Source organism: Parendozoicomonas sp. 209JJ7-1 (assembly GCF_058147085.1).
On the sequence record NZ_JBYVJU010000023.1, the window covers coordinates 1 to 18,705 of the forward strand.

15 protein-coding genes are annotated in these 18,705 nt (G+C 49.2%); 6 read left to right on the forward strand and 9 right to left on the reverse strand.

From position 1 onward, the window contains the following. From ACY2RQ_RS17965 to ACY2RQ_RS17975, 3 genes are all read right to left on the reverse strand, one after another. Positions 1–951: FecR family protein (locus tag ACY2RQ_RS17965; protein WP_490114380.1), on the reverse strand; the 951-nt coding region annotated here is incomplete at its 3' end. A 72-nt stretch (positions 952–1,023) separates the two neighbouring features. Continuing rightward, complete coding sequence (locus ACY2RQ_RS17970) at positions 1,024–2,364, reverse strand: HlyD family type I secretion periplasmic adaptor subunit (RefSeq protein ID WP_490114381.1); 1,341 nt, start codon at positions 2,362–2,364, stop codon at positions 1,024–1,026. Continuing rightward, positions 2,364–4,124 carry a type I secretion system permease/ATPase gene (locus tag ACY2RQ_RS17975; RefSeq protein ID WP_490114382.1) on the reverse strand — a complete coding sequence of 587 codons (1,761 nt, stop codon included), beginning with the start codon at positions 4,122–4,124 and terminating at the stop codon, positions 2,364–2,366. The genes ACY2RQ_RS17970 and ACY2RQ_RS17975 overlap by 1 nt, the downstream gene beginning before the upstream one ends. Positions 4,125–4,961: 837 nt before the next feature. Here ACY2RQ_RS17975 and ACY2RQ_RS17980 point away from each other — a divergent pair. After that, complete coding sequence (locus tag ACY2RQ_RS17980) at positions 4,962–5,165, forward strand: cold-shock protein (protein WP_490114383.1); 204 nt, start codon at positions 4,962–4,964, stop codon at positions 5,163–5,165. 157 nt (positions 5,166–5,322) lie between these two features. Here ACY2RQ_RS17980 and ACY2RQ_RS17985 read toward each other — a convergent pair whose 3' ends face one another. Next, positions 5,323–6,648: a rhodanese-like domain-containing protein gene (locus tag ACY2RQ_RS17985; protein ID WP_490114419.1), complete on the reverse strand. Its 1,326-nt coding sequence runs from the start codon at positions 6,646–6,648 to the stop codon at positions 5,323–5,325. Positions 6,649–6,900: 252 nt separating this feature from the next. Next, the gene (locus tag ACY2RQ_RS17990; RefSeq protein ID WP_490114384.1) at positions 6,901–8,223 is read right to left on the reverse strand and encodes a hypothetical protein; all 1,323 of its coding nucleotides are present in this window, start codon (positions 8,221–8,223) and stop codon (positions 6,901–6,903) included. 223 nt (positions 8,224–8,446) lie between these two features. Here ACY2RQ_RS17990 and ACY2RQ_RS17995 point away from each other — a divergent pair, with 223 nt between their 5' ends. Next, positions 8,447–9,928, forward strand: coding sequence for a DNA-3-methyladenine glycosylase 2 family protein (locus ACY2RQ_RS17995; RefSeq protein ID WP_490114385.1), 1,482 nt, complete (start codon positions 8,447–8,449; stop codon positions 9,926–9,928). After that, complete coding sequence (locus ACY2RQ_RS18000) at positions 9,925–10,410, forward strand: methylated-DNA--[protein]-cysteine S-methyltransferase (protein WP_490114386.1); 486 nt, start codon at positions 9,925–9,927, stop codon at positions 10,408–10,410. The genes ACY2RQ_RS17995 and ACY2RQ_RS18000 overlap by 4 nt, the downstream gene beginning before the upstream one ends. A gap of 143 nt (positions 10,411–10,553) precedes the next feature. On the opposite strand, the gene ACY2RQ_RS18005 is transcribed toward ACY2RQ_RS18000, so the two are convergent. The 4 genes from ACY2RQ_RS18005 to ACY2RQ_RS18020 form a co-directional block, all read right to left on the reverse strand. Beyond that, on the reverse strand, positions 10,554–11,669 hold the full coding sequence (locus ACY2RQ_RS18005) for a hypothetical protein (protein WP_490114387.1): 1,116 nt from the start codon (positions 11,667–11,669) through the stop codon (positions 10,554–10,556). A 92-nt stretch (positions 11,670–11,761) separates the two neighbouring features. After that, positions 11,762–12,811 carry a hypothetical protein gene (locus tag ACY2RQ_RS18010; RefSeq protein ID WP_490114388.1) on the reverse strand — a complete coding sequence of 350 codons (1,050 nt, stop codon included), beginning with the start codon at positions 12,809–12,811 and terminating at the stop codon, positions 11,762–11,764. 186 nt (positions 12,812–12,997) lie between these two features. After that, positions 12,998–14,110, reverse strand: a complete 1,113-nt coding sequence (locus ACY2RQ_RS18015; RefSeq protein WP_490114389.1) for a hypothetical protein — start codon at positions 14,108–14,110, stop codon at positions 12,998–13,000. Between the two features lie 123 nt (positions 14,111–14,233). After that, positions 14,234–15,337 carry a hypothetical protein gene (locus tag ACY2RQ_RS18020; protein ID WP_490114390.1) on the reverse strand — a complete coding sequence of 368 codons (1,104 nt, stop codon included), beginning with the start codon at positions 15,335–15,337 and terminating at the stop codon, positions 14,234–14,236. Positions 15,338–15,669: 332 nt separating this feature from the next. Here ACY2RQ_RS18020 and ACY2RQ_RS18025 point away from each other — a divergent pair, with 332 nt between their 5' ends. The 3 genes from ACY2RQ_RS18025 to ACY2RQ_RS18035 all read left to right on the forward strand — a co-directional run bounded on the left by ACY2RQ_RS18025 (position 15,670) and on the right by ACY2RQ_RS18035 (position 18,670). Continuing rightward, a complete protein-coding gene (locus ACY2RQ_RS18025) occupies positions 15,670–16,761 on the forward strand; it encodes a TRAP transporter substrate-binding protein (RefSeq protein WP_490114391.1) in 1,092 nt (363 codons plus the stop codon). Between the two features lie 65 nt (positions 16,762–16,826). Beyond that, positions 16,827–17,363 (forward strand): TRAP transporter small permease subunit, encoded by a 537-nt coding sequence (locus ACY2RQ_RS18030; protein WP_490114392.1) that lies wholly within the window; start codon positions 16,827–16,829, stop codon positions 17,361–17,363. Between the two features lie 17 nt (positions 17,364–17,380). Further along, positions 17,381–18,670, forward strand: coding sequence for a TRAP transporter large permease (locus tag ACY2RQ_RS18035; RefSeq protein WP_490114393.1), 1,290 nt, complete (start codon positions 17,381–17,383; stop codon positions 18,668–18,670). Positions 18,671–18,705 lie beyond the last annotated feature (35 nt).

Genomic DNA, 18,705 nt, shown 5'->3' on the forward strand with positions numbered 1-18,705 from the left:
ATCATCATCGATGCTGCCCGTCCCGGTATCGCTGGCATCACTGATCAGGGCACTACTAGTACGGGCATTAAGGACCACCGTTTCCGGCGCAAGCTCTGTGTCCGTGTCGTTTATCACTGCCACACGTACCTTCACCATCCCGGCATTCGCAGGCAGGGTCAGATTACCTGTCAGGGTTTTCCAAGTGTTATCGCTGCTGTCCAGGTACTCCAGCCCATCGACATAATCCACACTTTTGATGGCAGTCCCGCTTTCGTCAAAGCCCAGGGTGATAGCCACATCCCCCAGGACAGCATTACTTAGCTTGACTTCGTATTCCAGGTAGGATTTATCCGCTTCTGCCACAGGCTCAGCATCACCAATAACGATACTGGCCTGAGCGGTAAGAATTTCTGGTTCAACAATTTCAGAACTGTCAAAAAGGGATACCTGATCTTCAAGGAATTCCTGTTCTCCGGAGAATATACCCGTTTCAAAGCCTGCAACCGGGTCTCCTTGCAATCCACTTAACTTAACCACGGACTGGGGATCAAAACCGGTATTAGCGTTAATCTCCTGGCCTGCTGCGGGGGAAGGTAACCGGCTGATACGGGAAGTTATTGATTCGCTGCCTTCCCTTTCAACCGGGTCATCTCTTAATAAATCGCGGTTTTCGGAATCACCATCAAGCAGTTGCACCTGATCACGCTCCAAGCCAGAAAGGTCTAAAGCATCCAGTTCCGTAATAGATTGAAAGGAAAGATCTAACTCACTATTGGCATTCAGCTCAACCCGCCGGCTATTATGGGCATCAATATGAACGACACTATCAGGACCAGTACGAACCACTTCATCCTGATAAACAACATCTCCTACCTTGAGCGTTCTAAGATTGCCTGCTTTATCAACAGCAACCACGTCTCCTTTGGAAAAGACCACACGCCCAATTGCGATATCAGTTGTTACGTCCATGAATCAGCCCCTTTTATTTTTTGCCCGGCTGTACAACTTTTAAACAGCCATTTTTTGTTTTTAAAATTAAATTCAACGTTCAGTAAACGACAGTTGCTTTGCTCTTAATACAGGTTTGAGAAGATATTGAAGCAATGTCTTTTTACCTGTCAGAATATCTACATTCGCTACCATTCCCGCAATCACAGGCTGGGATTTTTTATTATTCCCAAGATGGCTATTCATTGTTTTTATACGAGCGAGATAAAAACTCTCGCCTTCTTTATCGGTAATTGTATCTGCGCTTAGGTGAGTAAGCTCACCTTCAAGACCACCATATATCGTGAAATCATAGGCAGTAAAACGAACAGTAGCTTTCTGACCGGGATGAAGGAAGGCAATATCCTCCGGTCGAATACGGACTTCAACTTCAAGAGTGTCGTCTACAGGAATAAGCTCCATCATTTTCATTCCTGGCTGCACAACTCCACCTTCGGTATTGATCAGCACCTGTTTAACAACACCACGCATTGGCGCACGGACTTTTGTTCTTTCCACCTGGTCGGTCACAGCTGCATCTTTGGCTTCCAACTCTTTTAGCTTAGCCAGCACATTATTTAATTCGGCTCTGGCCTTGTTGGAAAATATCAGGCGAGTTTCTTGTAAACGTTGCCGTGTTTCTTCAATTTGGGCCGCCAATCGCTCCAGAGATTCACGACTCATCTGCAGTTCGCCCCGAGTATCACTAACCTGACGCTCCAGTCGTATAACTTCAACCCTGGACACCGCTCCTTCCTGCTCCAGTTCTTTGGAGAGTTTCAGCTCTTCATCAACCAGCGAGAGTCTGCGTTCCAGCAACGCTTTCTGGGCCTGGCTTTCCTCTTTCTGATTACGTTGCTGAACCAGCTGCTGCCTGAATACGCCCACTGTACTTTCCAGCTCACGCTTTCGGCTTTCAAACAATTCCAGTTCACGACGGGCAAGCTCAGGAACAAAGGTCAATACATTCTGTGGAAACTCCGGATCCAGGGCATCACTGCCATCCGCCTGAACTTCTGCCTGCAACCTTCCCTTCCGGGCCTTCAGAGCATAGAGAGCGGCTTTCTGGCTGCCCTGTGTGGAAGCGAAGCGGGTATCATCCATAACCATCAACACTTGGCCTTGCTCAACCAGTTCGCCCTCTTTCACCAGGATCTCTTTAACAATCCCCCCTTCCAGGTTCTGCACCTCCTGCACCTGACTGGAGGGAATTACCTTGCCCATGCCCCGGGTAATCTCATCAATCTCACTTAAACCAGCCCAGACAACAAACACGACAATAGCTGCCAAGGTGACAAACACCAAGGGGCGGCTGCCACGGGTAATGCTGGCAATATCTTCCGCCGAAGCAGCATGCCAACCCGAGTTTTGTGTTCGTTCAGGAGAAGTATTCATCAAACCATTTCCTCCTGTTTTTTATTTGTTGTTGCCGGCTGGTTCGAAGCTTGTGGCGCTAATAGCTCCCTCGCAGAACCTCTGACTTTTATTTCACCCTGCTCCATTACAACAATACGATCCATTACATCCAGAAGATTTACCTTGTGGGTAACAAGAATCACCGTCTGCTGGTTTAACTCTTCTATAAGCTGCCGGAACCTCGCTTCACCCTGGCTATCCATAGAACTTGTAGGTTCATCCAGAATTAACGCACCGGGTTTTGTCACCAAAGCTCTGGCCAGACCAACAGCCTGGGCCTGGCCGCCGGATAAATTACGACCACTTTCGCCTATGGAGTAATCCAGCCCCTGGCTTCCAGCCTGAACAATGCCAGCCAACCCGGATTTATCAAGAGCACTCAGAACATCATCATCACTGATGCCAGCACGTCCCATAGTGATATTGTCACGGAGAGAACCGTTAAACAGATCCACCTTCTGGGGCACGTAACCCACATGCAGGCGAATCCAATCGGGATTTAACTGACGTATATCCCTGTCATCAATACTGAGGTAACCGGTTCCCGGTTCCTGCAATCCCATCAGCAACTGCAACAACGTGCTTTTCCCGGATCCCATATGGCCGAGAACAGCCACTTTCTCCCCGGGAGCAATATCCAATGAGATATTTTTCAGCTGCGCAGGCATATCCGGATAAGCAAAAGTGATATCCCGTACCCGCCAGTGCCCTTTAAATTCACCAGGAACCAAAAACTGACGATCAGCCGGATGCTCCTGGGGCAGGCTCATAATCTGTCCGGCATGATCCAAAGCATGAAGGGTTTTGTCATACTGGTTCAGCAGCCCAATTACCTGGGCAACCGGCGCTCCACACCGGCCAGAGATCATCATGGTCGCTATCAAACCGCCCATGGAAAGATCGCCAGTACTGATTAAATAAACCCCGGTAATAACCAGCGCCACACTATTCACCTGCAGCAGGAAGGTCGCGCACTGAGTGGAAAGGGTTTGCAATTTTCGAATATGCAGACTGAGGTCAGCCGCTTCTCTGTTCAGACTGCTCCATTTCTGCTGATTCTGTCGTTCAACATTACAAGCTTTAATAGATACCAGCCCAAGCAGAAGTTCCATCAGAAAATTTTGCCTCTGAGAGGAAACCCGCTGTTGCTTTTCAATAACCCTCTGCAATGGCCGGTTCAGCAACCAGGCAACAATTAAAGACAGTCCAATACAGGTCACTGGTATTATAACCATCCAGCCACCAAGCCAGACAACAAGCCCCAGAAATAATACGACAAACGGCAAATCTATAAATGCCATCACCGTTGTTGAAGTGATGAAATTACGAATGCTGTCGAATTCAGCAAGACTGTTCATTAAAGTTCCAGCACTGCCGGGACGTGATGCCATTTTCAAACCCAAAAGGCGATCGATAAGGCGGGATGACAGGGTTAAATCCACTTGACGACCAGCCAAATCAATGTAACGGGTTCTTAGTGAACGAAGAATAAATTCAAAGAAGTATGCCAGCATCACCCCAACAGCCAGCATCCATAATGTTTCAAATGCCTGGTTTGGCACCACCCGGTCATAAACATTCATTACAAATAATGGGGACACAAGGGCAAACAGGTTCACCAGAAAACTGGCTGTTAACACATCCCTGTACACACGCCAGTAGGGTGTTATTGCCTGCCAGAACCACTTATAGCGCCCGCCACTTCGCGATACGGAAACATTATCTTTTACGTCTGCCAATACCGAACCTATTCACCCAATCGCCGTTAACGCAATTTATTATTTGAATATTGATCGTCCGTATAAACCCAATACAAACGAGCATGACACACTGCCTTTTGCTCTAGTACGCGACACACAGCCATTATTTTTGTGATCTGTGTTGCGAAATTATATAAATAATCAAGAAATAAAAATACGCATATTGTAGCCTATAAGCCCCATGATAAAAATGCACCTGAAATACCACAACAACAAGATGTCAGAACTGACAATCGCTTAAGCACATTGATTTGATTAAAGCCTGGTGCCCGTCCCTCTGGACGTTTTTATAAGATCAGCATCAGGGAGATAAGTTTTTATTTTCTTGCGGAGTCGACTAACGATCACCCAATAGTGTCGTAAACGTATAGCTGTCGTAATCCATATAGTTTTCACCCAGGGACTCACATAAAACCCTTCGGTGAACATGCTGACCCCTGATATTCTATTCGTCCGCCATGACACATCATCACATTCCCTGCAAGATAGAGACCAAGACCTAATCCTAGTCGACAGTTATTTTTCTTTATGCTCCCCGATATAAACCCCCACCCTCAACCCCCTGAAAGGCCACCAAAGAAACTTGTAAAACAACTCTTGTACTCAGGCCCCATAAACAGCAAAATGTAGCACTGCAACTATTAACAGCCGGTGCGCGTCAGACTCGACTACACTCCATCAGGGTGATCGTTCTCCGGTACGTAATGTCGCGGTCAGATAAGAGCTGGCGTCATTCTTTGCTGTCCACCGATGTCCGTAATTCCACGGAATTGATGAGAGAAGATCAATACCAACCAAACGAGGAAAAGGTAAGGTATGAGCAAGGGTACAGTTAAGTGGTTTAACGCGGACAAGGGCTTTGGTTTTATCACTCCGGATGACGGAGGCAAGGATCTGTTCGTTCACCACTCGGAGATCAAGGTGTCTGGTTACGCCACGCTTAACGATGGTCAGAAAGTGGAGTATGAAGTAGGCCAGGGTCAGAAAGGCCCCTGCGCTGTTAACGTAAAACCAGAGTAGTTATTCTGCCCTGACCGGTAAGACCAGAACAAACAGCTGTCATCTTTTGCTTTCTCCTGCCTTCTCTGAAGTGTAGGATCTGATGGGTAGCACCGACCAGGTACTACCCTTTTTTATTTGCCTTCACTTTTATCTCTATATTGCCCCAAACACCCACTTAAAGCACTGACTCCAAAGCCTTCCCTTCAGCCTGTTCGGATACAGCCTGCCAGGCCGCTATGCTCTGTTCCTTTGTGACATACCCAGAGTCAACAGGCCTGTCATCTTCACGCCAGCGCATCCAGCCACTGCTGTAAACTGTTGATTTTTCATAACCCATGGCCTGGGCATACCACCATGCTTCGGAAGCCCGCCAGCCATTGCCACAATAAAACGCAAGGGCCATTTCCGGTTCAATGCCCCACTCCTGCCAGAATGCGTCTATCTGATGGTAGTTTCGCAGCGTATTGTCCGGATTATGATAATGCCTCATATCCCATGATGTCTCGCCGGCATGCCCCCAAAGCGCTCCTGGAATGCGTCCACACCTGTTGAAATAGTTATAACCACTGACTTCACCGATATACTCTTTCCAGGCTCGTATGCTGACCAGGGCGCTGTTCTTTTCGGTACACATACGGGCAGCTTCGCCAACATCAATAATCACGCCCCTGTCACCGCTTCCAGTCATCCCAAAACTTTTCAGTGGCACAGGCTGGTTCCAGCCGGACTCAATCCTGAAACCTGCGTTCATCCAGGCATTAATACCACCATTCAGCATCATCACATCACTGACACCGGCATATTTCAAAATCGCAGCGCCACGCGCTGCGCCAATAGATTCAGTGCTGTAGACAATCACCGAAGCATCTTTATCTATACCTAAACGGGCCAGGGAAGCGCGAATCTCATCAACAGGCCGAACCTCATAAATGGGAGGGGCTTCAAACTCCAGATCATTCCAGTACAAAGCACCGGGGATATGGACCTTGCGATAATCCTCGCCTTCACCCCCATCCCAGCCAATTTCAATCACTTTTGTTTTATTTGTTTGAGTCTGGTTGTTGATCAGGGTGTCAAATACATACTCAGGGGGAACAAGGGAACGAAAACCCGGAAGATAATCCAGCGTTCCGTTTCCCTGTTTTACCCACCCTGCAACACCGGCTTTAAGAATCTGAATATTCTCTGCCTGAAGAATGTTCTGGTTCACCAGCCAGCGACCCACCTGGGCAGCCTGCTTCTGGCTATCACCATAAATCACCACCTGCTCGCCAGCGCCGGTTCGCTCCCAGGCTCTCTGCAGGTCATCGGAATCCAGCCCAAGCCATCGGGCCGAAAACAGTTGAGCACCCGGAATATGTCCACCGGGCTGATCAGACACCATTCGACCACCGGATTTGCCAGAAACAAACTGCCAGCCATTAAAGGCATCAGGGCTTCTTGCATCAATCAGCGTTATACCGCCATCCATTAATATGTCCTTAATCTTGTCAGGGGACAGGAGTGAAAAACTATCGTTTTGAAAGCTATCGGTTTGAAAGCTATCGTCTAAGGATTTTGCAGATTGCTGGTCTGAGCAACCAGACAGCATAACGAGAAACAAACCGAAAACAATGGCAGGACAAGCAGCCCGGCGAAGGGGATATACAAACACGTTTCACTCCACGTCCGCGAGTTCAATAGTCGCAGTGTCAGGGCGCATTTTATGCGGACAGGAATAATTCGTCCTGCCTTGAATCACCTGCCTGTAGTTTTACAGATGTTTTGTAAGCTTCTTTACTGGACTTTCCGGATAAACCTTCATCGTCTCAATAGCGGGCAGAAACTGCTCTAACCCCCTGTGGGAAAATACCTCTCCCGCAGTGCTTTCACGCCCCCGGTAGCCGGTCTGGATAAAAATGTGCTCACCTATCTCCCTGTCCATGCCATCCTGGGCAGATGCTCCTGTTCTGTGAACAGCAGGCACCCCCTCAAACCGCGACGTAAATGGTTTTCTCGGAGGTCTCATTACGTCACGGTCAGCTTCCGTCTTTCCTGGGTTGTCCGGTAACTGATAATTTTCCAACAGTCGGTGCCAGGGGCATGACAACCCCGGCACCCTATGCTCAATGGCTGTTAACTGCAACCATGCAGCTGCCAGCTTGCGCTTCCCTCCCCTGTAATACCCCCCCCCTATCGCGGCACGATAAACAAACCCTATATGGGCTTTGAGTAACGGGTCTTTCAGCGGCCTTCCCTGTAACATGCCGGATTTTCCCATGGCTATGCAGGCATCCCAGACGGTCTGCATAGCAAGCTCTCCCGCATATTCACGAATAGTAAGAAACCGGCGCACAAACTCACTGTGGCTTCTTAAGCCATGTGGCAGCTCATACAGTTCCTGCAGAGTTTGCGCTTCAGGTAATAGGACTCCGGTATTCCAGCCAGTAAATTGTTTTTTCAGAGTGTTATATTCCTTTTCCCAATCAATGCCTGTCATGGGTTCAGGCAACAGTACTTCTTTAATCCACCGCAAGCGAAAATCAGTATATCGCCGCTCAACCTCAGGGAGGTCGTCATTGTTGTATTTCACCAAATGCAGCAGATGGGTCAGCGCAGGTAGCAGTAATGGGTCATTCCAGTTCACAAATGTCCTAAACTGCTTATCAGGGTCAACCATGACCGGAATAAACTCATACCCTGCCCCCATCAGCACCCCAGCCCGGAAGCTCTTGTCAAGCCAGGCATACAGGTAGTCGGTATATCTATTCAACAGATTATGTAAAAGTATCGACCTTACCCCTCTGGGAGGAGCCACACCCGGATTCTCAATATCCTCAAAAGAGAAAGGCAGCGTGTCCTGAACAGTAATATCATCATACAGTTTTTTGTAAGAGGGGCTGTCCTGCAAGATTTTCCAGATATCCTGCCATAACTTATGCATTCTGCCGGAGCCGTTCTGCTTTAGCGCCTCAGGGGACTTCAAACCTCTTCCACTGGCATTACAATTACCACCAGCCAGCAGGACACCAAGAACTATGGCCTTAAGAACTATGGCCTTAAGAACTATGACCAGGAGTCCTGATAACAATCCCACTTTGAAACAGGTCTCTCTGCCTCTACCGAATCCTGTCAGCATTGTACCCAAAGTCATACAAACTTGAGGGCACAACAGTGTAGACGGGAAAGCGCCAGACAAAACCCTATTCCCCCTGTCTTTTCACCCAGCGGTCTCCCCAGACCAAACATAAACATTACAGCGGCATATTCATGTCCGGTTTTTGCGAGCCAATAGCCAGCTGGCGGGATATAGTACGCCTATGAACACAGAGCATACCGAGTCAGACCTGTTGTACCAGGCGCTAAAAAGCCGGGATCGCCGTTTTGATGGCCGCTTTTTTGTGGCCGTCAGCAGCACAGGCATTTATTGCCGTCCCATCTGCCCGGCCCGCCTGCCCAAACAGAAAAACTGTACTTTCCATAAAACGGCGGCCTCGGCCGAACTTGCGGGTTTTCGCCCCTGCAAACGCTGCCGACCGGAACTGGCACCGGGGCTGTCCTGTATTGATATGCCCGACTCCCTGTTAAGCCATGCCTGCCGGTTTATTAACCTGGGGTATCTCGAACAGCATTCTCTTACTCAATTGTCTGAGAGACTGGGTATTACTGACCGCCATCTGCGCCGGTTGTTTCAGGATGAACTGGGCATTTCTCCCCAGGACTTTGCTATCAGCCGAAAACTTCTTCAGGCCTGCCTGCTGTTGCGGGATACCAGCCTGTCGCTTTCCCAGATATCTCTGCTCAGCGGCTTTCAAAGCCAGCGCAGTTTCAATCACCACTTTCAAAAGCGTTATCGACAGACACCGACCTCCATGCGTAAGCAGACAAACGTCAGCGGAACAGAACCCATAACACTACACCTTGGCTACCGTCCCCCCTATGACTGGTACGGACTGCTGACCTTTCTGAAAAGCCGAATGATTCCCGGCGTTGAAGAGATTACAGAACACAGCTACCGTCGTGTTGTCTCTATGCCTTCTCTCCTGGACAAAAATATACAACTTCGCGGATGGATAGAGGTCAGTCATTTACCCGACAGGTTTCAGTTACGGGTGACTCTGGACACAGAGCTGACTCCGGTGATTAATCAGGTGCTGACAAGGGTAAAACATCTGTTTGATCTGGAATGTGACCCGGAACCTATCAACCAGATGCTGGGGGAACTGGCCAGAAACAACCCTGGACAGCGTTTACCGGGGGCGTTTGATGGCTTTGAAATGTGCATTCGGGCCATTCTCGGTCAGCAGATCACCGTAAAAGCAGCTCATACCCTGGCAACCCGTGTGGCAAAAGCCTTTGGCACGCCGGTCGTTACGCCTTTTATGGGCTTATCATTCACCTTTCCCAATGCTGATACCGTTGCCGGGCTGCAACCGGAGCAGTTAGGTGAGCTAGGCATTATACGACAAAGATGCAAAGCCATTCTGGGGCTGGCACAAACAGTTGCGGCTGGAGATATCGACCTCTCCCCCCAGACGGATATTCCTGTCACATTGAAAAAACTGCAGGCGCTTCCCGGTATCGGCCCCTGGACAGCCCAGTATATTGCCATGCGGGCTCTCGGCTGGCCCGATGCCTTCCCCGACCAGGATCTTGGCGTTATCAAAGCACTGGGAACCAAAAAGAAACAAGAGATTCTGGATAGAGCCCGACAGTGGAGTCCCTGGCGGGCCTATGCCGTTATGCACCTGTGGCACCAGCCAGAACCTGCGGCCCAACATCCCATTAAGGAACCTGTATGATCTCCACCATGAAATACTGCCTCTTCAATTCTCCTTTCGGCATAACCCTGGCTGCCGCAGACCATGGAAAGCTCTGCCACCTGTGGTTTCCAAAACAGAAACACGAGCCTGATACATCAAACTGGGAACAGGATGATAACCTGCCCCTGTTTAAAGAATTGAAAATCCAGCTTCAGCAATATGCCAGCGAAGAGCGCACAGCATTTGATCTTCCCGTTTCACCCAGGGGAACAGCGTTCCAGCAATCTGTTTGGAAGGCACTACAGGCCATCCCGTTTGGCACCAGCAGCACATACGGCGCACTTGCCCATGAACTGGGGAAGCCTAAAGGTGCAAGAGCTATTGGCGGTGCTGTGGGACGTAACCCTATCTCTATTATTATCCCCTGCCACAGAGTGCAGGGCAGCAATGGCAGCCTGACCGGTTTTGCTTCGGGCCTGGAGATGAAAAAGATGCTGCTGAAGATAGAACACATCCTCTAACCCGGATGCTTCAGTGAAGATTTTCTTGTGTATTTTGAGGCATGGCAGGTTCCGGTGAGCTTTTTCCGAAGTTTTCTTTTGGTCGACCCAATCATATATCAAGTGATTGGGCAGAACCTGCCTTTGTTTATGAAATATTCGGGCTAGGGACCAAAGCTCCTCGCTTTACAGGATTTAATATCCAGACGAGTAATTGTATCACCTTCAAACCATTCCTGGGTAACGTCTTTGGGAGTGGCCCAGCCCCAGGCACCGTCGGATTTTTTCTTGTTTATATCGACACGTAAATAGGGTATTGCTCCATACATATCAATATGGTACGTACCTGGCCTGTTTATTCTCCAGGCATATGTTATATCAGCGTAAACAGACATCACTATCATTGTTGTATTTACAGGCAGATTGTGAACATCAGTATAAGAGCCAAGATGACATGATTCGACCCCACAGCAACCTTGACCAGATGGGCATTCATCATTACTCAAGGCTCCATAGATCAAATGGTTGTTATGACAGCCTTTCAGATTCCAGCCAAACGCCCCGCCAGATTCCGCAACCGTGACCGTTGATAATTCCGACCAGAGGTGAATGTTATAGCCATAAGAGCCGGTATGGTTATGACTTTTAGAATCTGTAGTAGTTTGTATGGTACGTTGACTGGTCACCTCTCTGATAGAGGAAAGAAAGTCATCAACTTTGGGATCACGACTGACCTGGAGTGTAATCTGGTCGTGGTCTGCGACGACTTTCCTGAATCCCGGGGCAAGCCTGGCTCCAGCAAATTGCTGTATACCCAGTGATATTCTGAGACTGGACTTGTCATGGGGATCGACTGCGGTTGAGACGGGCACATAAGTCGTCTGGTCAAACGGGCAGACATCTTTAAAAACAAATGGCTTTACTGTGACACTGAGTTGATCGGGGACATGGAGATCCGGTTTGTTTTTCCGTTTCACTGTATGTGCCCCAACGAAATCCAGAGTCATATTACAGTGTGCTTTTATATATTTTTCATTGTTGTCGAAAAAATCAACATCAATGCTGCCATACCAGGTACGGTCAGCATAATCGGCGAACAGTGGCAGGGAACACATGACCAGCATTCCCCCCAGGAGGCTTTCCATAAACCTGGAGAACATCCCAGAGAAGATACTGTTTCTGATACCAGAAAATCGTGTTAAGGCGCTCATTTCAACCCTCCATTTCAAACTCTCGGGCATGGCCAGGTTATCCTTACGACAGTGACTCACAACCGGCATTTATAATAGTCCGTCATTCCGGCAAGCACTTATTTTTCAGGAAGAAACAGGAAAAAGGAAAAAGGAAAAAGGAAAAAGGAAAGTGAACAATTTTAGGGACCAAAGCTCCTCGCTTTACAGGATTTAATATCCAGACGAGTAGTTGTATCACCTTCAAACCATTCCTGAGTAACGTCTTCGGGAGTGGCCCAGCCCCAGGCACCGTCGGATTTTTTCTTGTTTATATCGACACGTAAATAGGGTATTGCTCCATACATATCGATATGGTAAGTGCCTGGCCTGTTTATTCTCCAGGCATATGTCATAGCAGTAGTACCTCCTATCACGATCATTGTTGTATTTGTGGGCAGATTGTGAACATCGGCATAAGAGCCAAGACCACATGAATTTGGTTTACAGCAAGCTAGAGGACGAATAATTGGGCAATCATAGTCATACAAGGCCCCATAAACGTAATGGCCGTTATGGCAACCTTTCAGGTCCCAGCCAAACCCCCCACCGGATTCCGCAACCGTGACCGTTGATAATTCTGACCAGAGGTGAAATTTATAGCCATAAGAGCCCGTGTACTTATGGCTTTGAGGGTCTATCGAGGTTTGTATGATACGTTCACTGGTCACCTCTCTGATAGAGGAAAGAAAGTCATCGACTTTGGGATCACGAGTGACCTGGAGAGTGATCTGGTCGTGGTCTGCGACGGCTTTCCTGAATCCCGGCGCAAGCTTGTCTCCAGAGGCCTGCTGTATACCCAGTGATATTCTGAGACTGGACTTGTCATGGGGGTCGACTGCAGTTGGAACGGGTACATAAGTGGTCTGATCAAACGGGCAGAGATCTTTAAAAATAAATGGTTTTATGGTAACACTGAATTGATCGGGAGCTTGATAATCTGGATCTTTTTTCGGTATCACTGTATGGGCCTTCACGAAACCTATGGTCATATTACAGTGAGCTTTTATATGTCTTTCATCGTTATCAAAAAACTCGACATAAATGCTGCCATACCAGGTATGGTCAGCATAATCGGCGAACAGTGGCAGGGAACACATGACCAGCATTCCCCCCAGGAAGCATTGGCTGAATCTGGAGGCCACCCTGTTTCGGATACCAGAAAATAGTAGTAGTAGTGTTAAAGTGCTCATTCCAAACTCCCGGGCATAGCCAGGTTAGCTTTACTACAGTGACTGCCACAGCGACTCACAACCGGCATTTATAATAGTCCGTCATTTCGGCCATCACTTATTGTTCAGGAAGAAGAGAAATGAATAATCTTGGAAGCCTGTCGAACTTAACCGGCCTTAGCGAGAAAAAAGCCGACAGGCTCCGGACTAGGGACCAAAGCTCCTCGCATTACAGCTTCTGAGATCAACACGCTCATCTGTAGCACCTTCAAACCATTCCTGGGTAACGTCTTTGGGAGTGGCCCAGCCCCAGGTGCCGTCGGATTTTTTCTTGTTTATATCGACACGTAAATAGGGTATTGCTCCATACATATCGATATGGTAGGTGCCTGGCCTGTTTATTCTCCAGGCATATGTTATAAGAGAGGTAATAGACCTCACCATCATTGTTGTATTTGTGGGTAGATTGTGAACATCAGTATAAGAGCCAAGACCACATGAATCTGGCGCACAGCAAGCTAGATCAGGTGGACAATGGAGTTCATTCGCCCCGTGGATCATTTGATTGTTATGGCAACCTATCAGGTTCCAGTAAAACCCGCCGCCGGACTCCGCAATCGTGACCGTTGATAATTCCGACCAGAGGTGAATGTTATAACCATAAGAGCCGGTGTGCTTATGGCTGTGAGGGTCTGTAGTGGTTTGTATGGTCCGTTGAGCAGTCACTTCCCTGACAGAGGAAAGAAAATCATCGACTTTGGGATCACGACTCACATGGAGTGTAATCTGGTCGTGGTCTGCGACGGCTTTCCTGAACCCCGGAGCAAGCTTGTCTCCAGCGACCTGCTGTATACCCAGTGATATTCTGAGACTGGACTTGTCATGGGGATCGACTGCGGTTGATACGGGCACATAAGTTGTCTGGCCAAACGGACAGACATCTCTAAAAAAAAATGGCTTTATGGTGATACTGAGTTGATCGGGAACGTGAACATCCGGCTTGTTTTTCTGTTTCACTGTATGAGCCTTGACGAAATCCATGGTCACATTACAGTGCGCTTTTATATATTTTTCCTTGTTGTCGAAAAAATCAATATCGACGCTGCCATACCAGGTACGGTCAGCATAATCGGCGAACAGTGGCAGGGAACACATGACCAGCATTCCCCCCAGGAGGCTTCCCATAAATCTGGAGAACATCCCAGAGAAGATACTGTTTCTAATACCGGAAAATCGTGTTAAGGCGCTCATTTCAACCCTCCATTTCAAACTCTCGGGCATGGCCAGGTTATCTTTACGACAGTGACTCACAACCGGCATTTATAATAGTCCGTCATTCCGGCAAGCACTGATTTTTCAGAAAGAAACAGGAAAAAGAGAAATAAACAACTCTGGGAGCCTGTTGGACTTAACCGACCGTAGCGAGAAAAAGTCCGGCAGGCCCTATGGACCAAAGCTCCTGGGTTGGCAGCGTTGGACATCCAGATGGTCACTTATATCACCTTCAAACCATGACTGGGTAATGTCTCCGGGAGTGGCCCAGCCCCAGGTACCGTCGGATTTCTTTTTGTTTATATCGACATGTAAATAGGGTATTGCTCCATACATATCTATATGGTAAATGCCCGGATTGTTTATTCTCCAGGCATATACTATTGAAGCGACATCAGCCATCACCATCATTGTTGTATTTGCAGGCAGATTGTAAACATCAGTATAAGAGCCAAGAGAACATGACTCTCTCTTACAGCAGGCTTGATCACCTGGGCATTGTTTATCAGACAAGGCCCCATAGATGGAATGGTTGTTATGGCAGCCTTTCAGGCTCCAGTTAAACAAGCCGCCGGATTCCGCAATCGTGACCGTTGATAATTCCGACCAGAGGTGAATTTTATAACCATAAGAGCCGGCATGCTTATGGCTTTCAGGGTCTATCGAGGTTTGTATGATACGTTCACTGGTCACCTCCCTGATAGAGGAAAGAAAATCCTCGACTTTGGGATCACGGGTGACATGGAGTGTAATCTGGTCGTGGTCTGCGACGGCTTTCCTGAATCCCGGCGCAAGCTTGCCTCCAGCGGCCTGCTGTATACCCAGTGATACCCTGAGACTGGACTTGTCATGGGGATCGACTGCGCTTGAGACGGGCACATGAATTGTCTGGTCAAACGGGCAGAGATCTTTAAAAACAAATGGCTTTATGGTGACACTGAGTTGATCGAGGGCATAGTTATACGGCTTGTTTTTCTGCTTCACTGCATGGGTCTTGACCAAGCCTATGGTCATATTACAGTGGGCTTTTATATGTTTTTCATTGCTGTCGAAAAAATCGACATAAATGCTGCCATACCAGGTACGGTCAGCATAATCTGCGAACAGTGGAAGGGAACACGTTACCAGCATTCCCCCCAGAAGGCTTTTGATGAACCTGGAGACCATCCGGTTTCTGATACCAGAAAATCGTGTTAAGGCACTCATTTCAACCCTCCATTTCAAACTCTCGGGCATGGCCAGGTTATCTTTACGACAGTGACTCACAATCGGCATTTATAATAGTCCGTCATTCCGGCAAGCACTGATTTTTCAGGAAGAAACAGGAAAACGGGAAATGCATAATTCTGGGGGCCTGTCGGACTTAACGCAGCGGACTATTGTGCCCTCCGGGTATGACGGCTTTTAGAACCACTGAGCCGACCATAAAACCTCAATAGACCATAGGTAGTATCCGCAATTTCTAGGTGGTTTTATGGTTATCTACCGAAGTCTTACCAATAGAGTCCAGAAGGTTGCTGTCTCAATATGTTGTTTACGAGCTCTCAGGCAATCTTTCAAAGATTGTTGTGGCTTGAGAGCAATAACCGCAGCAACGGAAAACAATAATGAAGCTCTCTCTAGCAAAACTCTCTATAACAAAAAAGCTGATGGCCACTGCCGCCTGTGTGATGGCGATGGCAGGCTCGGCTCAAGCCGCTGAGAAAGTCTACCGCCTGAAGATGGCGGAAACCTGGCCTACTAACTTTCCTGTGTTTGGTGATGCTCCCCGCAATATGGCTGCAATGGCCGAGAAGATGTCCAATGGCCGTCTGAAGATCACCATCGACTCCAAGAACAAGCATAAGGCTCCCCTGGGCATCTTCGATATGGTGCGTTCCGGCCAGTACGATATGGGCCACTCCGCCTCTTACTACTGGAAGGGCAAGGTTGCCAACACTCTGTACTTCACCACTATGCCTTTCGGTATGACCACTCCTGAGCAGTACGGCTGGTTCTACCACGGCGGTGGTCTGGAGCTGATGAACAAGGTGTACAGTAAGTACAATCTGCTGAGCTTCCCCGGTGGTAACACCGGTAACCAGATGGGCGGCTGGTTCCAGAAGGAAATCAACACCCTGGACGATCTGAAGGGCCTGAAGATGCGTATTCCCGGTTTCGCCGGTGAAGTGCTGGCCAAGCTGGGTGCCAAGCCCACCAACATTCCTGCCGGTGAGCTGTACACCGCCCTGGAACGTCGCACTATCGACGCACTGGAGTGGGTAGGCCCGTCTCTGGACCTGCGTATGGGCTTCCACAAGATCGCCCCCTTCTACTACACCGGCTGGCATGAACCTGCCACTGAGCTGCAGTTCCTGGTGAATAAGCGTGTCTGGGACCGTCTGCCTGCGGACCTGCAGGAGATCCTGCGTGTCGCTATGCGTACTGCGTCTTACGACATGTACATTCAGTCTTACGATGCTTCCGCTGTGAACTGGGAGAAAATGCTGAATGAATTCCCCAATATTCAGATCAAGACCTTCCCCGCGGAAGTGATCAACGCCATGCGTAAGGCCAACGATGAGCTGCTGGAAGAGAAAGCTGCCTCTGACCCTGTCGCTAAAGAGATTCTGGAATCCCAGGCTGCGTACATGAAGAAAGTACGTCGCTGGACCGATATCTCCGACAAAGCCTACCTCAACAGCCTCTCAGCTGAATAAAACCCGTCGCCGGTCAGGCAGCCTCGCTGCCTGGCCTGTCTGTTGATTTCCTGTGAGGTGATCTGATGATTCTGGTGCAGCTGGAAAATCTGGTGAACCGTTTCTCCGACCTGCTGGGCAAGATTGCAGCAGTGCTGTTTGTGCTGATGCTGTTTAACGTGTTCTACGACGTTGTCGCCCGTTATGTGTTTAACGATGTATCTATCGGCATGCAGGAGCTGGAGTGGCACCTGTTTTCGGCCATGTTCATGCTGGGTGTGCCTTATACCCTGCGGGCCGGTGGCCATGTTCGTGTTGATCTGATTTACGAACGCCTGTCCCCCAGGACCAAGGCGATTATCGATATTCTGGGTTCTCTGCTGCTGTTGCTGCCCTTTGCGCTTCTGGTGGGTTATTACGGCATCGGTTTTGCCCGGGAAGCCTATGAGCTGGGCGAGATGTCCGGCGATCCCGGTGGTTTGCCCCATCGCTGGATTATCAAGGCAGTGATTCCCTTCGCGTTTTTCTCAATCGCCATCAGCGGCCTGGGCCTGATGCTGAAAAGCATCAATATCCTCAGCGGCCTGCGTCATGATGACGATTACACCCCACCACAACACTGACAACCGGGGTTGAATCAATGATTGGTATTGTGATGTTTTTTGCCGCCCTGGTGATGCTGCTGTTTGGCTTCCCGGTGGCGTTTACCTTTGGCGGTGTCGCCTTGATCTTTGGTGTCTGGGCCGAAGGGGCGGAGATGTTCGCCTTTATGCCGTTCCGCATTCAAAGCATTATGGAAAACGTAGTGCTGATGGCGGTGCCACTGTTTATCTTTATGGGTATTGTGCTGCAGAAGACCCGTCTGGCGGAGCAGCTGCTGGAGTCCATGGGCAAGCTGTTTGGCGGTGTCCGTGGTGGTCTGGCCATCTCTACCGTACTGGTAGGGGCACTGCTGGCGGCTTCAACTGGCGTGGTTGGTGCCTCGGTAGTGGCCATGGGCCTGATCTCCCTGCCGGTGATGCTGAAGTACAACTACGACAAGTCTCTGGCCTGCGGCACTATTTGTGCGTCTGGTACTCTCGGGCAGATTATTCCTCCCTCCATCGTGCTGATTATTCTTGGCGATGTGCTGGGTATTCCAGTGGGTGATCTGTTTCAAGCTGCGGTTGGCCCTGGCTTTGTGCTGATCGGTGCCTATGTCGTTTATATCCTGATTTACACCTGGTGGAAGCCGGAAGCGGCTCCCGCTCTGCCTATGGATGAGGATGTTGCCGACAAGAGAGAGCAGGTACTCAAGGCTCTGAAAGCCATTGTTCCCCCGCTGGCACTGATTCTGGTGGTGCTGGGCTCTATCTTCGCCGGTATTGCTACACCTACGGAGTCGTCTGCCCTGGGCGGCATTGGTGCTCTGGTGCTGGCGGCTATCTACAAGCAGTTCAGCTGGAAGATGGTGTTTGAATCCGCTCAGGAGACTGTAAAAGTCTCTGCGATGGTGTTTGCCATTCTGCTGGGGGCGACTGCGTTCTCCATGGCCTTTACCTATACCGGCGGTGATTACATTGTCGAAGAGATTCTTTCTGGTCTGCCCGGAGGTGCCACCGGGTTCCTGCTGCTCTCCATGCTTGCGATTATGGTGCTGGGTTTCTTTATCGACTTTGTCGAGATCAGCTTCATCATCGTGCCCATTCTGGCACCCGTGGCCGATGCTCTGGGTATTGCGCCGGTATGGTTCGCCATTCTGATCGCCATGAACCTGCAGACTTCCTTCCTGACTCCGCCATTCGGGTTCAGCCTGTTCTATCTGAAAGGAGTGGCACCGGCAGGGGTGAAAACGGTCGATATTTATAAAGGTGTGGTGCCTTTTATTATCATGCAGGTGGCCGTGGTGCTCTCCATTCTGTTGTTCCCCGGGTTCTACGGACTGACCTAGATTTTATCCAGGCAGCCTACGGGGGGAAAACGTCC

Bases quoted from the DNA above. Each gene is read 5' to 3' on its own strand.
- ACY2RQ_RS17970 (WP_490114381.1), bottom strand. From the start codon at position 2,364: ATGAATACTTCTCCTGAACGAACACAAAACTCGGGTTGGCATGCTGCT.
- ACY2RQ_RS17980 (WP_490114383.1), top strand. From the start codon at position 4,962: ATGAGCAAGGGTACAGTTAAGTGGTTTAACGCGGACAAGGGCTTTGGT.
- ACY2RQ_RS17995 (WP_490114385.1), top strand. From the start codon at position 8,447: ATGAACACAGAGCATACCGAGTCAGACCTGTTGTACCAGGCGCTAAAA.
- ACY2RQ_RS18000 (WP_490114386.1), top strand. From the start codon at position 9,925: ATGATCTCCACCATGAAATACTGCCTCTTCAATTCTCCTTTCGGCATA.
- ACY2RQ_RS18005 (WP_490114387.1), bottom strand. From the start codon at position 11,669: ATGCCGGTTGTGAGTCACTGTCGTAAGGATAACCTGGCCATGCCCGAG.
- ACY2RQ_RS18010 (WP_490114388.1), bottom strand. From the start codon at position 12,811: ATGAGCACTTTAACACTACTACTACTATTTTCTGGTATCCGAAACAGG.
- ACY2RQ_RS18015 (WP_490114389.1), bottom strand. From the start codon at position 14,110: ATGCCGGTTGTGAGTCACTGTCGTAAAGATAACCTGGCCATGCCCGAG.
- ACY2RQ_RS18020 (WP_490114390.1), bottom strand. From the start codon at position 15,337: ATGCCGATTGTGAGTCACTGTCGTAAAGATAACCTGGCCATGCCCGAG.
- ACY2RQ_RS18025 (WP_490114391.1), top strand. From the start codon at position 15,670: ATGAAGCTCTCTCTAGCAAAACTCTCTATAACAAAAAAGCTGATGGCC.
- ACY2RQ_RS18030 (WP_490114392.1), top strand. From the start codon at position 16,827: ATGATTCTGGTGCAGCTGGAAAATCTGGTGAACCGTTTCTCCGACCTG.
- ACY2RQ_RS18035 (WP_490114393.1), top strand. From the start codon at position 17,381: ATGATTGGTATTGTGATGTTTTTTGCCGCCCTGGTGATGCTGCTGTTT.